This window comes from Micromonospora sp. SL1-18, assembly GCF_047921505.1.
GTDB lineage: Bacteria > Actinomycetota > Actinomycetes > Mycobacteriales > Micromonosporaceae > Micromonospora.
The window spans coordinates 25,799-39,533 of record NZ_JBLROA010000002.1 but is presented as its reverse complement, the minus strand read 5'-3'; the positions used below and the strand labels follow the sequence as shown (position 1 = coordinate 39,533).

The window sequence follows — 13,735 nt, the reverse complement described above, 5'->3', positions numbered from 1 at the left end:
GTGAGCTGGCCTAGCCGGCGGGGACCCGCCCTTATGGTCGAAGCCGTGACCAGTGCCGCCCGCACGGGCCAGGGCCAGGCGGTCCGCCTCGAACCGGGGGTCGCCCGTCCGGGCCGGGCGGGCCGCCTGCTGGCCACTGCGGCCCGGCACCGCGCGGACCTGCTGGCCGGGCTGCTCTTCGTCCTGCTCGCCGGGTGGCTCACGCACGGCCTGTGGCCGGCCCCGGGCCAGCGGGTGCTCGCGCTCAACCCGGCCGACCAGACCCTCTACGAGTGGTTCCTGGCCGTCGACTCGCGCGCCCTGCTGGGCGACTTCAGCCTGCTCACCGACCGGCTCAACGCCCCGGACGGGGTCAACCTGCTGACCAACACCACGGTGATCGCGCTCGGGGTGCTGCTCGCCCCGGTCACGGTCACGTTCGGGGCACCGGTCACCTTCGCCCTGCTGGCCGGCGGCAATCTCGCCGGCACCGCGATCGCCTGGTATCTCCTGTTCACCCGCGCGTTGCGCGCCCACCCACTCGCCGCCGGCCTCGGCGCGGCGCTCTGCGGCTTCGGCCCCGGCATGGTCTCGCAGAGCAACGCCCACCTGCACATGACCGCCCAGTGGCTGGTACCGGTGATCGTCTGGCTGGTGGTCCGGCTGTTCCGGGCCGCCGAACCGACGGGCCCGACGGACGGGCCGGACCGCCGACGGTTGGCCACCTCGGCGGTCGGGCTGGCCCTTGCGGTCGTCGCACAGTTCTTCATCGGCGAGGAGGTGCTCCTCCTCACGGCGCTCACCCTGCTGGTGGCGGCCGTCGCGTACGGGCTGGCCGACCAGAGGCTGCCACGTCGGGCGCTGCCCACGTTCGGCGGCGGGCTGACGATGGCCGCCGGCCTGGCCGGGTGCGTGCTCGCGTACCCGTTGTGGTACCAGTTCGCCGGGCCGCAGGCCGTCTCCGACGGGCCGTTCGACCCGCGCCACTACGCCGCCGACCTGATCAGTTGGACGACCTTCTCCCCGCTCTCCGTGCTGGGCAGCGACGCCGCGTCCCGGTTGACCACCGGCCCGGCCGAGTTCAACACCTTCCTCGGCTGGCCCCTGCTGCTGGTCACCGCCGCCTGCGCGATCTGGCTGGGGCGCCGCCCGGTGGTGGTCGCCTGCGTGGCCGCGGGCCTGGCCATGGGCGGCCTGTCGCTGGGCCCCGAGGTGCTGGTCGCCGGCGAGCGGACCGGGCTGCCCACCCCGTACGGGCTGCTGGACGGGCTGCCGGTGGTGGACAGCGCGCTGCCGACGCGGTTCGGCCTCGCGGTGCTGCCGCTGGCCGGGGCGGTGCTGGCCCTCGCCGTGGATCGGGCCCTGGTGGGCCGTGGCCGGGCCCGCCGGCTGGTGCCGGTGGCCGTCGGCCTGGGTCTGCTCAGCGTGTTTCCCGCGCCGCTGCCGACCACACCCCGGCCGGCGCTGCCCGAGTTCGTCACCGCCGGCCACTGGCGACAGTGCGTACGCCCCGGCGGGGTGCTGGTCCCGGTGCCGGCGGCCACCCCGGCGGAGCCCTCGCCGATGCGCTGGGCCACCGCCGCGAACGCCGCGTTCGGCATGCCGGAGGGCTTCTTCATCGGCCCGTACGGCGACGACGGCCGGCCGTCCGTCGGCACCTATCAGCGCCCCACCTCCGCCCTGCTGGCCGACGTCGCCGAGCGGGGGTTGCCGGCGCCGATCGGCGACGAGCAGCGCCAGCAGGCCGTCCGGGACGTCAGCTTCTGGCGCGCCTCATGCGTGGCGCTGGCCGACGACGCACCGCACGCGGAGGCCCTGCGTCGGACCCTGCAGGCGCTCTTCGGCCCGGGCACCCGGGTCGCCGACGCCTGGACCTGGCGGTTCTGACCTGGGTCCGGCCCGTGGTTGCTCTTGGTGGCTGTGATCAGCGGCGCGCGCCCACCGACGCGGACGCCTCGGCGAACTCCTCACGCGGGTCGTGCAGCTGGCCCAGCGCGACCACCTCACGCTTGAGGAAGAACGCCAGCGTCCAGTCGACCACAACCCGGACCTTGCGGTTGAACGACGGGATACGCGACATGTGGTACGTGCGGTGCATGAACCAGGCCGGCCAGCCGGTCATCTTGACGCCGTAGACCTGCGCCACGCCCTTGTGCAGGCCGAGGCTGGCCACGCTGCCCGCGTGCTTGTGCTTGTAGTTGACCGGCTCCCGCCCGCGGATCACGTTGACGATGTTGTCGGCCATCCGGGCGGCCTGCCGCACCGCGTGCTGTGCGCTCGGCGAGCAGAAATTGCCCGGCTCCTTGGTGAGGTCCGGCACCGCGGCGCAGTCGCCCGCGCTCCAGGCGCCCTCGACCACCCGGTCGCCGTCCACGATCTGCAGGGTGGGCACGCAGGTGACCCGGCGGCGCTCGTCGCGCGGGAAGTCGGTCGCGTCCAGCATCGGCGACGGCTTGACGCCGGCCGTCCAGACGATGGTGTCGGTGGCGAAGCTGTCGCCGTCGGAGAGTTTGACGATCCCGTCGACGCAGGATTCGAGCCGGGTGTCCAGCCGGATGTCCATGTTCCGCTTGAGCAACTGCTGCACCGTATAGGCGCCCATGTCCCGGTCGACCTCGGGCAGCACCCGCTGGGTCGCCTCGACCAGGACCCAGCGCATCTCCTCCGGCTCCAGCTCCGGGTAGTAGCGCAGCGCGTCCCGGGCCATGTCCTCCATCTCGGCGAGCGCCTCGATGCCGGCGTAGCCGCCGCCGACGAAGACGAAGGTCAGCGCGCGCCGGCGGACCTCCGGGTCGGTCGTCACGGCCGCCACGTCGAGCCGGTCCAGCACGTGGTTACGCAGGAAAACGGCCTCACCGATGGTCTTGAACCCGATACCGTGCTCGTGGAGGCCGGGAATCGGCAGGGTGCGGGAAACCGAGCCGGGCGCGACCACCACGTGGTCATACTGGATCTCGCGGGTCGGGCCGCTGATCGGCTGGACGATCGCGGTCTTCCGGTCGTGCTCGATCCGGGTCACCGCGCCGGCCACGACCGTGCACCGGCGCAGCTCCCGCCGCAGTGGCACCACAGCGTGCCGGGGCGAGATGTTGCCCGCGGAAGCCTCGGGGAGGAACGGCTGGTAGGTCATGTGCGGCTGAGGGTCGACGACGACGACCTCGGCCTCACGAGAGCTCAGCTTCTTGGACAGGCGCAGAGCGGCGTACAAGCCCACGTGCCCGGCACCCACGACAAGGATCCGCTTCGGGTTCACGCCATCTATCTTTCCCCGGGCGGCTCGCCTCATCCCTTTCGAGACCCCCTTCTGTGACTCAGCACAATCCTTGTGACCTGCGCAACCTCCCGAGGTGTTCCGTTATCTGCGACGCAGGAGCCAGCCGAGCAACGCGCTGAGCGCCACCGCGACGAGCAGACCGGCCACGGTCGCCGCCTGGAAGCCGTGGCTCCCGCCGACCCCGCCGAGCCAGGCCAGCACGATGCCGAGCACCGCGCTGGCCAGCACCACGACGCCGGCCCGCGCCAGCCACCGGACCACCAGGTCCGGGTCGACCACCGCGTCGTACGACAGCAGCGCGGCGAGCGCGCAGAGGGTGTGCGCCAGGTAGAGCAGGGCGGCCACGGCGAGCACCCGCCACAGCGCCGGCGATCGGTCGAAGCCCAGCGTGGCGAGCAGCCAGCCACCGACCGTGACCAGCGCCGCGAAGGTTGGCCAGACCCGGCGCGGCCCGGCCGCCGGCAGCACCGCCGCCACCGCGAGGGCCAGCAGCGACCGCGGGGTGAACGCCTCCACCGGGTACGCGAGCAGGAAACCGACCAAAACGGTGAGGAAGATGCCGACGCGGACCAGCAGCGGCGTGAGGCTGACTCGGCGGACGCCGTACCGCAGCGCATGAACCCGCTCGTTGAGTCCTTCGAGGAGGTCGTTCATCTGCGCCCGCCTTCGTTCGCGACTGCGGGACTCCGCTCCGCTGCATTCCTCGCGCTCACCGAACTCCCACCCGGGGGGCGGTGGCCAGGCGGGCCACGTCCCGCAGCACCTGGTCTAGGCTGCCGGCGCCGGCCCAACGCACCACCGGCACGCCGTGCTCGCGGAGCTGGCCGATCATCGTGTCCCGGTCCAGCCGCCACAGCCGGTACGCCACCTCGGCCCAGCCACGGTCCTTCGGCATCGGCAGATCGGCGGGCAGGGTGTCCACCGCCACCACGAACCGCCCACCCCGTGCCATCCTGGCCAACATCTGGGCGGACCGCTCGTCCAGCAGCGGGGTGAGCACCACCACCAACGCGTCCGAGGAGAGCATTTGGGGGCCGAAAACCTGGTCGTACGGCTCGTGCGGGGAGGACTCGGCCCGCACGTCGAGCAGCCACTCCAGCACGGTCAGGTACTGCCGGCGCCCGGTGGCCGGGCGCAGCCGGCGGGCGGCCGAGCCGTACTCCTGCAACGCCACCCGGTCGCCCCGGTGCAGGTAGTGCTCGGCGATCGCGGCGGCGGCCCGGACCGTGGTGTCCAGCACCGACGCCGGGCCGCGGAAGCCGCCGGAACCCCCCGCCTCGGCCAGCACGTCGAGCAGCACCACCACCTCGGCGTCCCGGTCGGAGAGGGTGGCCGCCACGTGCAGCTGCCGGGCCCGCAGTGACACCCGCCAGTCGATCCGGCGCAGCCGGTCCCCGGGCGCGAAGACCCGTACGCCGGCCAGTTCGCCGCCCTCCCCCGGCCGGCGCGAGTGGTGCGCGCCGACCAGCCCGGCGGCGCGGGGCATCGCCTCCACCGCGTCGAACGGCTCGGTCATCGGATACACCCGCATCCGGACCGGTTCGGTGATCACGGCCCGGGAGACGAGCAACCCGTCGGCGGCGGCGACCCGCACCCCGGCCGGGCCGACCGGGTGCCGGCCCCAGCGCAGCGCCGTCCCGGTCAGCTCCAGGTCGACGGCGGTGCCGGACGGTACCGAGGTGACGAAGGGGCGATCGGCCCCGGACCGGCTCACGTCCACCCCGGTCCCGCCGAAGCCGGCCTTCTCCACCCGCAGCCAGCGCGACGTCCGGGTCCGGACCACCGCCAGGTCGTACGACACGGTGTCCGGGTTGGCGACGGCGACCGTGGCGGCCATCGGGGTGCCTTCGACCAGTTGCGCGTCCCCGGTGGCGATCTCCAGCTCGGGCAGCGTGGTGGGTCGGCGGCGCAGCCCGTACGCGGTGCCCAGGGCGAGCGGCGTGGCCAGCACGACCAGGTCGATCCGGCCGAGCAGCACGGCCGCGATCAGCAGCAGCCCGGTGAGCAGCACGGCCCGGCCGAGCGCCCAGGTGGGCGTCCAGCCGCTCGCCGGCTCGTGACGGTCGGCCATTAGCGCCCGGCGGGCGCGGCCGCGTAACTGGGCAGCGCGCCGCTGGCCGGGGCGGGCGTGGCCGCCAGCACCTCACCGACGACGAAGGACGGGTCGACCCGACGCAGCCACATCTCCGGGCGCAGGGTGATCCGGTGGGCCAGTGCGGGTACGGCCACCGCCTTGACGTCCTCCGGCACCACGTAGTCGCGGTTGGCGAGCACCGCCCGGACCCGGGACAGCAGCAGCAGCGCCAGCGAGCCGCGCGGCGAGGCGCCGACCAGCGCGGACGGGTGCTCCCGGGTGGCCGCGGTCAGCGCCACGATGTACCGGCCGATCGAGTCCTCGACGACCACGTCCTCCAGCGCGGCCTGCATGGCGCGCAGCGTTCCGGCGTCCACCACCGGCTTGATCTCGGCCTCCTCCCGGCGGCGGGCGATCCGCCGGCGCAGCACGTCCCACTCCTCCTCGTGGTCGGGGTAGCCGAACGACACCCGGAGCAGGAACCGGTCGAGCTGGGCCTCCGGCAGCGGGTAGGTCCCCTCGTACTCGATCGGGTTGGCGGTGGCGAGCACGTGGAACGGCTCGTCCAGCCGGTAGGTCACGCCCTCGACGGAGACCTGCTTCTCCTGCATCGCCTCGAGCAGCGCGGACTGCGTCTTCGGCGGGGTCCGGTTGATCTCGTCGGCGAGCAGCAGGTTGGTGAAGACCGGCCCGGCGCGGAACGAGAAGTCGCCGCTGCGCTGGTCGTACAGGAAGGATCCGGTGACGTCGGCGGGCAGCAGGTCCGGGGTGAACTGGAGGCGGCGGAAGTCCAGCCCGAGAGCCTGCGCGAACGAGCGCGCGGTCAGGGTCTTGCCCAGGCCGGGCAGGTCCTCCAGCAGCACGTGGCCGCCGGCGAGGATGCCGGCGAGGACGAGTTCCAGGGCCTCCCGCTTGCCGACCACGACCGTGCCGACCGCGTCCAGCACCGCCTGGGCCAGCCGGCCCACCTCGGCGGGAGGCATGCTCCGGTCCACGTCGTTCATCACAGCTTCTCCAGTTCGGCGACGATCGCCGCGAGTTGGCGCGGCGACGGGGGGCGGGATGGCGTACCGAGGAACGCCCACAGCGGCTCTCCCAGCAGGGCGCGGGCGCGGGCCGGGTCGGACTCGCGGGTCACGCCGTGCTTCTGGCGCAGCCGCTCGTCGGCCAGTTCGCCGAGCCGGGGCAGGACCCGGGTGGTGAACCGCTCGCGGTCGCCGGCACACCAGTCCAGCGGGCGTTCCCACCCGTTGATCGCGGTGCGCAGCGCGTCCTGGGCGGCCCAGTTCCAGGCTCCCGGCTCCTCGCCGGCGGGGGCACCGCCGCCGGACGGGAGCGGCGGCGGGGGCGACAGCGCGGCGGTGACTCGGCGTACGGCGAGCAGGGCGAGCACGCCCGCCACGATGATCCAGAGCGAGACCTGCAGGCCCACCGCGCGCAGTCCGGCCACGACCACCACCACGGCCGCCGCGGTGGCCGCGAGCGTACGCGGCACCCAGCGCAGCCGGCCGCGCCGCGCCCGGGTGGCCTCGCCGGCGGGCTCGTCGAACGACAGCAGGTCGTCGATGCTGGTGCCGGTGCGCTCGCTCCAGTCGGTCATGACGGCACCTCGCCGACGGCCGCCAGGCTGGTCAGCTCGCCGCGCAGCCGTTGCAGCGCGGCCCGGGCCTGGTCGCGCATCCGCTCGTCGACAGCGTGGGTGGCGTACCGGGCCTCGCGGTAGACGCGCGCGAAACCGTCCAGCACGTCGGCGCTGGCGATCGCCGGTACGCCGGCGGCCGGATCGCCGCGCAACAGCCGGCTGACCAGGTCGGTGGAGGTGTCTCCGGCGAGCCGGGGCACGCCCGCCTCCTCGGCGGCCTCCTCGAGCCGGACCCAGCAGGCGATCACCGCGGTCCGCGGGTCGGTGGACCGGTCGTCCAACTCCACCAGGCCGGCGTCCAGGGCTGCCACCACCTCCCGGGCGGTGCCCTCGGCCGTACGCCGGGCCCGCTGCGCAGGCACGGCCCGGGTGGTCCGCCGCAGCGCCCCGCTGACCACCGTCCAGACCAGGTAGCCGACGGCGACCAGCATGGCCAGGCCGAGCACGACCATCGCGGCGGTGAGGATCCACCCGGGAATCCCGCCGGAGGTCGGCTGGCCCACGTCCCGGGGCTCGACCGGGATCGAGGGCGCGGGCTCGGCGGTGGGGTACTCCGGCACGTACGGGATGGTGTCCGAGATGGGCGGGATCCGACTGGCGCCGATCGTGGAGTGCCCGGCGGCGAGCGCGGCTACGGCGAGCAGCAGGGCCACCGCAGCGACCGGCCACCACCTGCGCAGCACGCCGAGGTCCATCTCACCGCCCTAGGCAATCCTCAGTCGTCCACCCCGGCCAGCTGTTTCGCCCGGGCGAACACGTCGTCCAACATCGCTGGTGTCAGCCGCCCGGTGAAGGTGTTCTGCTGGCTGACGTGATAGCAGCCGAGAAGCGCCGGTGCGGACGTGTCGGACCAGTGTGCCCCATGGCCGAAGGCGGGGCGAGGTGTGGGCGGTCGTTGACCGTACACGTTGCGCAGGACCGGCCACCACGCAGCCCAGGCGAACGCGCCCAACGCGACCACGACCCGCAGGGTGGGCCGGATCAGCGCGACCTCGCGGTGCAGCCACGGCGCGCAGGTGTCCCGCTCCGCCGGGGTGGGCTTGTTGTCCGGCGGTGCGCAGCGCACGGCGGAGAAGATGCGGGTCTCGCGCAGGGTGAGGCCGTCGTCGACGGCGACGCTGGTCGGCTGGTTGGCGAGCCCGGCACGGTGCAGCGCCGCGAAGAGCACGTCCCCGGAGCGGTCACCGGTGAAGATCCGACCGGTGCGGTTGCCGCCGTGCGCGGCCGGCGCCAGGCCGAGGATGGCGATCCGGGCGTCGGACGCGCCGAAGCCCGGCACCGGCCGTCCCCAGTACTCCTGATGAAGGAAGGCCGCCCGCTTCGTCCGGGCGACCTCCTCCCGCCACGAGACCAGGCGCGGGCAGGCGAAGCAGTTGCTCACCGCGCCGTCGAGGTCGGCCAGGTCGGTCGCCCGCATGGCGCGGACGACCACCTCCTGGGGGGTACGCGGTTCAGCCAAGCCGGGCCCGGAAGAGTTCCAGCGTGCGGGCCCAGGCCGTGGCGGCGGCCCGCTGGTCGAAGTGCTCCGGGCGGTCCTCGTTGAAGAACGCGTGCGCGGTGCCCGGGTAGTCGTACGTCTGGCAGGCACCCCCGGCGGCCTCGATGGCCCGGCGTACGCTCTGCACCCCGTCGGCGGCGGACGTGCCGTCCGCTTCCGAGCAGTGGATGACCGCCGCCTTGTCCGCGTAGTCGGTCCAGTCCGTCCGCATGCCGTCCCAGGGCAGGCGGGGGTAGAAGCCCGCGGTGGAGGCGATTCGCTCGGAGAACGTCCCGGACCAGAGGGCCAGGCTGGCGCCGGCGCAGAACCCGGCGCAACCGATCTTGCCGGCGACCTCGGGGCGGCCGGCGAGGTACTCCGCGGCGGCGGCGATGTCCGTGGCCGCCTCGTCCATCTGCACGCTGTTCAGCATCTGCCGGGGCTCATTGGGCTTGCTGGCCGGGCCGCCGTGGCGGAAGTCCGGCGCGAGGGCGACGAAGCCGGCCTCCGCGAAGCGGTCCACCACCGCCTGGATGTGGGGCACCAGGCCCCACCAGTCCTGGATGACGATGACCGCCGGGCTGGCCGCACCGTCGGAGGGTATCGCGAGATACCCCTCGCTGGTCCCCCCGTTGCCGGTGAAGCTCACCATCTCGCCCATCGACCCGTCCTCCTAGCGGTCAGTCATCATCGGCTGGTCGCACAGTGGTGTTACGTGCGGGTAGCGTGCCACGGCCTCACCGGCGCGGGGAAGACGCGGAAACAGTGGCGTTCACCTCCCGCTCGCCGCATCGCCCCACCCACTCCGTCGATGACGTACGTGACGAGGGGCGCCCGTCGGTCGACGGGCGCCCCTCGGACGAGTTCAGCGGGTCGGCTCCGGCGCGGCCGGCTCCGGCGCCCCGACCGGTGCACTTCCGGTCGGCGCCACCGGTGCACTTCCGGTCGGCGCGGCCGGCCTGCTTTCGCTCGGCGCTTCCGGCCTGCTGTCGGTCGGCGTGGGCGACGCGTCGACGGTCGGCGCGGGCGCGGGCGGCCCGAAGGGTGCCTGGTCGGGACAGTAAGGGTAGGCGTTCCGGGGCGCGGGCACGGTGCCGCTCCGGTCGACACAGGTCGGCCAGCCGAGCCGGATCGGCACCCCGTTCTGGTCGAAGAGCTGGGCGTTGGGCACCAGCCGTCCCTCCTGGTCGTAGACGAAGACGTCCTCGATCGAGTCGTACGGGCTGCCTACCGAGACCTCGTGGTAGCCGAACTCGTTCGAGCTGGCGTGCTGGTCCACGTTGATTAGCGTGGCGAGGGAGAGAAGCAGCAGGGCGGCCGTACCGAGGCGTAGCAGCCGCTGCCGCCAGCCCCGGAGGTCGACGGAGCGCCGGCCCAACCAGACCGAGGCGAGGATCGTGCCGGCGAGCAGGAACAGGCCGGCCAGCACGCTGCCGCTGAGCCGGGGCAGCAACCCGGACGGTTCGCCGAGCGCGCCGGAGATCAGGAGCGCGGCCAGCCAGCCGCGGACCAGCCACCACGCCGGGCGCAGCGGCCGGAGGAACTCGCCTGCCGTGGCGTACCCGAGCAGCGGGCCGAGCCGGGTGTCGAGGGCGCGCAGCCGGGCGCCGGCCCAGTTCCGCGCGGCGGCCAGCCGATGGTCGAACGACGACCGCTCGGTGCGGCCGTCCGCGCCGGCGGCGGCGCGCAGCTCGGCCGCGTACGCCTCGGGGGTGCCCAGCCGATCAACCAGCGCGCCACCGGTCTCGGCGGCCACCTCGGCCAGGTGCTCCGGCAGGTCCTCGGTCAGCTCGTCGCGGACATGGGGTGGCAGGTCGGCGAGGGCCGCCCGCACCCGGTCTACGTAGTCCGCGATCTCCTGCCCAGTGACGGTCATGCCGCCATCCCCCGATCATCGAGCAGTGCGTTCATGGTGGTGGCGAACGATCGCCAGGTCTTGCCGGAGCGGGCGAGCTGGTCACGGCCGGCGGCGTTGAGCGCGTAGTACTTGCGGTGCGGGCCGGACTCGCTCGGCACCACGTACGTGGTCAGCAGGCCGGCGGCGAAGAGCCGGCGCAGGGTGCCGTAGACCGAGGCGTCGCCGACCTCCTCCAGGCCGGCCTCGCGCAGCCGGCGGAGAATGTCGTAGCCGTAGCCGTCCTCGTCCCTGAGCACGGCGAGGACGGCCAGGTCGAGCACGCCCTTGAGGAGCTGCGTCGTATCCACACTTGGCACGGTACTGCGGATTACACAGTACCGTCAAGCAGACAGTAGCGCGCCGCTTGACTGCCATTCGGTGAGACCAGGTCGCGCTACGTCACCCGCGAATCCCGCAGCGTCACGGAATTCGCGCTACAGCGGCACCCATTCTGTGCCGGCGCTTAAGTTTCGCTTATGAGACCTGCTGATCTCGGAGGACGATCGATAACTTGCCTGAATGCGACACTTCGGAACCCTGATCGCCGCAGCCATCGTAGGCCCGCTGGCCTGGATCCTCTTCGCCCTCGGCCAGAGCCGGACGGCGCAGGCGTTCGCAGACGCGCAAGACGCGAGCGCATTGAAGAGCGGTGATTTCGTAAAGCCCGCGCTGGTGCTGGCAGCCGCCGGGCTTCTGCTCGGGCTCATCGCCACGCTCCGGATCTCCCCGCTGGGCGCGACGCTGGCCGGGTTGGCCTACTCGGCTACCTACCTGGGCCTGCTGGTCAACCCGACCTCGACGCTGAAACTGCTCAACCACAAGGTGACCCTGAGCGGCCACCAGGTCGACCTGGCGGCCCCCGTCCGGACCGGGACGGCACTGCTGGTGGGCTCGCTGTTGCTCGTCGCGGTGGTGAGCGCCGGCCGTTGGCAGCGGTCGGACGCCGACTCTCACGTGGTGATGCCCGACGAGGTCCTCGCGCCCGCCGCGCCACGAAACCGCCCGCTCGGCGTGGACGGTCTCGGCCTGAGCACGTCAGGCAGCACGTCCGAGCCGGAACTGGTTCGGGCCGGCGCTTCGAACGCGACCAGCGGTTCGGATTGGGCAGGCACGTCCGGCGGTTCCGGAGACCGGCTCGGGCAGTCCTCGGAATGGCCGCGCCAGGCGTCGCGGTGACCGGTTGACGGTCTACGCGAGGCTCCACGCGATGCCGTCGAGGATGTCGTGCTCGGATGCGACGACGGACGGCATGCCGGCGCGCTCCATGATGACCCGCAGCACCAGGGCTCCCGCGCCGATCACGTCCGCGCGGCCGGGGTGCATCACCGGGATGGCCAGCCGCTGCGCGGCGCTCTTCGCGAGCAGGTCGGCGGTGACCTCCGCGACCTGGTCGTACGAGACCCGGGCGTGGTGGATGCGCTCCGGGTCGTACTCCCCCAGGCCCTGAGCGATGGCGACGACGGTGGTGACCGATCCGGCGAGCCCGACCAGCGTGGCGGCCTCGCGCCCGGGCACCACCGTCAGCGCCCGGTCCACCGCCACGGCGATGTCCGCCTGCGCGGCGGTGATCTCGTTCCGGCTCGGCGGGTCGCCGTGCAGGTGCCGCTCGGTCATCCGGACGCAGCCGATGTCCACCGAGACGGCCGCCTGCACCCTGCCGTCGCGGGTGCCGACCACGAACTCGGTCGAGCCGCCGCCGATGTCGACCACCAGGTACGGCGGCTGGGCGTCGGCGGGCAGCCCGCGCACCGCGCCGGTGAACGAGAGCCGGGCCTCCTCGTCGCCGGTGACCACCTCGGGCGCCACGCCGAGGGTCTGCTCGACCATCGTGCGGAAGTCGGCGGCATTGGCGGCGTCCCGGGTCGCCGAGGTGGCCACCATCCGCACCCGCTCCGCGCCGAACTTCTCGATCTCGGCCGCGTAGTCGGCGAGCGCCACCCGGGTCCGCTCGATCGCCTCAGGCGCGAGCCGGCCGGTCCGGTCGACACCCTGGCCCAGCCGGACGATCTCCATCCGGCGACACAGGTCCACCAGCGGCGCCTGCGGGCCGGCGTCCGGGCCAGGCAGGTCGGCGACCAGCAGTCGGATCGAGTTGGTCCCGCAGTCGATGGCAGCCACGCGCGTCGTCACGGCAGCAACCCTACGGCAGCCCGAACCGGCCGAGTGCCATGATCGACTCAACGTGCGGCAGCGGCGGTGTCAAGCAGCCGGAACGGGCCGACTTGCCGCAACCCCCCGCTGACCCGCCGGCCTTTAGAGGCGCAGCAGCATCCGGGAGTTGCCGAGAGTGTTCGGCTTGACCCGTTCCAGGTCGAGGAACTCGGCCACGCCCTCGTCGTACGAGCGGAGCAGCTGCTCGTAGACCGGCTGCGGCACCGGCGCGCCGTCGATCTCGCGGAAGCCGAACGAGCCGAAGAACCGGGTCTCGAAGGTCAGGACGAAGATCCGGGCCACGCCCAGCTCGCGCGCCGCCTCGATCAACTCGCCGACGATCCGGTGCCCGATCCGGCGCCCCCGGCAGGCCGGGTCGACCGCCACCGTACGGATCTCGGCCAGGTCCTCCCACATCACGTGCAGGGCACCACAGCCGACCGCCGTGCCGTCCGGCGCCACCGCCACCCGGAACTCCTGCACATCCTCGTACAGCGTGACGGTGGCCTTGCTGAGCAGCCGCCGATCGTCGGTGTAGGTGTCGACCAGCCGCCGGATGCCGCGCACATCCGAGGTGCGGGCCCGGCGGACCACGATCTCGTCGATGATCATCTCACTCGGCCGTCGGGACGTCCACGCACGGGCCGGTGGCCCACCACTTCTCCACCAGCGCCAGGGTCTCGTCGCCGAACGGGCTGACCCCCGGCCCGGCGGCGAGCGCGTGCCCGAGGTGGACGTGCAGGCACTTCACCCGCCCGGGCATGCCGCCGGCCGAGATGCCCGCGATCTCGGGCACCTGGCCGATCGCCTCCCGCCGGGCCAGGTAGTCCTCGTGCGCGGCCCGGTAGCGGGCGGCCAACTCGGGGTCGGTCGCCAGCCGCTCGGCCATCTCCTTCATCAGCCCGGCCGACTCCAGCCGGCTGCACGCCGCCGTCGCGCGCGGGCAGGTCAGGTAGTACAGCGTCGGGAAGGGGGTGCCGTCGGCCAGCCGCGGCGTCGTCTCCACCACGTCGGGCAGGCCGCACGGGCAGCGATGGGCCACCGCCCGGGTGCCGCGGGGCGGGCGTCCGAGCTGCGCGGCCACCGCGGCCAGGTCGGCCTCGGTGGCCGGTTGCCGCTCGGGCGGGGGTACGGAATCCGCCGCCGGATCCTGCGGTGGTACGACGCTCACGGTGTCGCCTTTCGTTCGCGACTGCGGGGCTCGCAGACCCGGCTCACTCCTCGCACTCACGGTGTCGCCT

At 73.4% G+C, this 13,735-nt stretch carries 15 protein-coding genes; 2 read left to right on the top strand and 13 right to left on the bottom strand.

The window, feature by feature from the left end; translation table 11 throughout:
- Positions 1-45: 45 nt before the first annotated feature.
- Positions 46-1,866 (top strand): hypothetical protein, encoded by a 1,821-nt coding sequence (locus tag ACNAW0_RS01195; protein ID WP_416285754.1) that lies wholly within the window; start codon positions 46-48, stop codon positions 1,864-1,866.
- A gap of 37 nt (positions 1,867-1,903) precedes the next feature.
- Here the strand turns inward: ACNAW0_RS01195 and ACNAW0_RS01190 are convergent, their stop codons facing one another.
- The 10 genes from ACNAW0_RS01190 to ACNAW0_RS01145 all read right to left on the bottom strand — a co-directional run bounded on the left by ACNAW0_RS01190 (position 1,904) and on the right by ACNAW0_RS01145 (position 10,651).
- A complete protein-coding gene (locus tag ACNAW0_RS01190) occupies positions 1,904-3,265 on the bottom strand; it encodes an NAD(P)/FAD-dependent oxidoreductase (RefSeq protein WP_416285753.1) in 1,362 nt (453 codons plus the stop codon).
- Between the two features lie 69 nt (positions 3,266-3,334).
- Entirely contained in the window at positions 3,335-3,907 is a 573-nt protein-coding gene (locus ACNAW0_RS01185; protein ID WP_416285752.1) for a hypothetical protein, read from the bottom strand.
- A 55-nt stretch (positions 3,908-3,962) separates the two neighbouring features.
- Entirely contained in the window at positions 3,963-5,324 is a 1,362-nt protein-coding gene (locus tag ACNAW0_RS01180; protein WP_416285751.1) for a DUF58 domain-containing protein, read from the bottom strand.
- Positions 5,324-6,331, bottom strand: a complete 1,008-nt coding sequence (locus tag ACNAW0_RS01175; RefSeq protein ID WP_416285750.1) for an AAA family ATPase — start codon at positions 6,329-6,331, stop codon at positions 5,324-5,326. The genes ACNAW0_RS01180 and ACNAW0_RS01175 overlap by 1 nt, the downstream gene beginning before the upstream one ends.
- Entirely contained in the window at positions 6,331-6,927 is a 597-nt protein-coding gene (locus ACNAW0_RS01170) for a hypothetical protein (RefSeq protein WP_416285749.1), read from the bottom strand. Before ACNAW0_RS01170 ends, ACNAW0_RS01175 begins: the two co-directional genes overlap by 1 nt.
- Entirely contained in the window at positions 6,924-7,664 is a 741-nt protein-coding gene (locus ACNAW0_RS01165) for a DUF4129 domain-containing protein (RefSeq protein WP_416285748.1), read from the bottom strand. Before ACNAW0_RS01165 ends, ACNAW0_RS01170 begins: the two co-directional genes overlap by 4 nt.
- 20 nt (positions 7,665-7,684) lie before the next feature.
- Positions 7,685-8,386, bottom strand: coding sequence for a uracil-DNA glycosylase (locus ACNAW0_RS01160; protein ID WP_416285860.1), 702 nt, complete (start codon positions 8,384-8,386; stop codon positions 7,685-7,687).
- 34 nt (positions 8,387-8,420) lie between these two features.
- Positions 8,421-9,107, bottom strand: coding sequence for a dienelactone hydrolase family protein (locus tag ACNAW0_RS01155; protein WP_416285747.1), 687 nt, complete (start codon positions 9,105-9,107; stop codon positions 8,421-8,423).
- A 204-nt stretch (positions 9,108-9,311) separates the two neighbouring features.
- Complete coding sequence (locus ACNAW0_RS01150; protein ID WP_416285746.1) at positions 9,312-10,322, bottom strand: HAAS signaling domain-containing protein; 1,011 nt, start codon at positions 10,320-10,322, stop codon at positions 9,312-9,314.
- On the bottom strand, positions 10,319-10,651 hold the full coding sequence (locus tag ACNAW0_RS01145) for a PadR family transcriptional regulator (protein WP_416285745.1): 333 nt from the start codon (positions 10,649-10,651) through the stop codon (positions 10,319-10,321). Before ACNAW0_RS01145 ends, ACNAW0_RS01150 begins: the two co-directional genes overlap by 4 nt.
- 211 nt (positions 10,652-10,862) lie before the next feature.
- On the opposite strand from ACNAW0_RS01145, the gene ACNAW0_RS01140 reads away from it, so the two are divergent.
- Entirely contained in the window at positions 10,863-11,519 is a 657-nt protein-coding gene (locus tag ACNAW0_RS01140) for a hypothetical protein (protein ID WP_416285744.1), read from the top strand.
- A gap of 12 nt (positions 11,520-11,531) precedes the next feature.
- Here ACNAW0_RS01140 and ACNAW0_RS01135 read toward each other — a convergent pair whose 3' ends face one another.
- The 3 genes from ACNAW0_RS01135 to ACNAW0_RS01125 form a co-directional block, all read right to left on the bottom strand.
- Positions 11,532-12,461 (bottom strand): exopolyphosphatase, encoded by a 930-nt coding sequence (locus ACNAW0_RS01135; RefSeq protein ID WP_416285859.1) that lies wholly within the window; start codon positions 12,459-12,461, stop codon positions 11,532-11,534.
- Positions 12,462-12,596: 135 nt separating this feature from the next.
- Positions 12,597-13,106 carry an amino-acid N-acetyltransferase gene (locus tag ACNAW0_RS01130; RefSeq protein WP_416285743.1) on the bottom strand — a complete coding sequence of 170 codons (510 nt, stop codon included), beginning with the start codon at positions 13,104-13,106 and terminating at the stop codon, positions 12,597-12,599.
- A 1-nt stretch (position 13,107) separates the two neighbouring features.
- Positions 13,108-13,665 (bottom strand): DUF501 domain-containing protein, encoded by a 558-nt coding sequence (locus tag ACNAW0_RS01125; RefSeq protein ID WP_416285742.1) that lies wholly within the window; start codon positions 13,663-13,665, stop codon positions 13,108-13,110.
- Between the last annotated feature and the right edge of the window lie 70 nt (positions 13,666-13,735).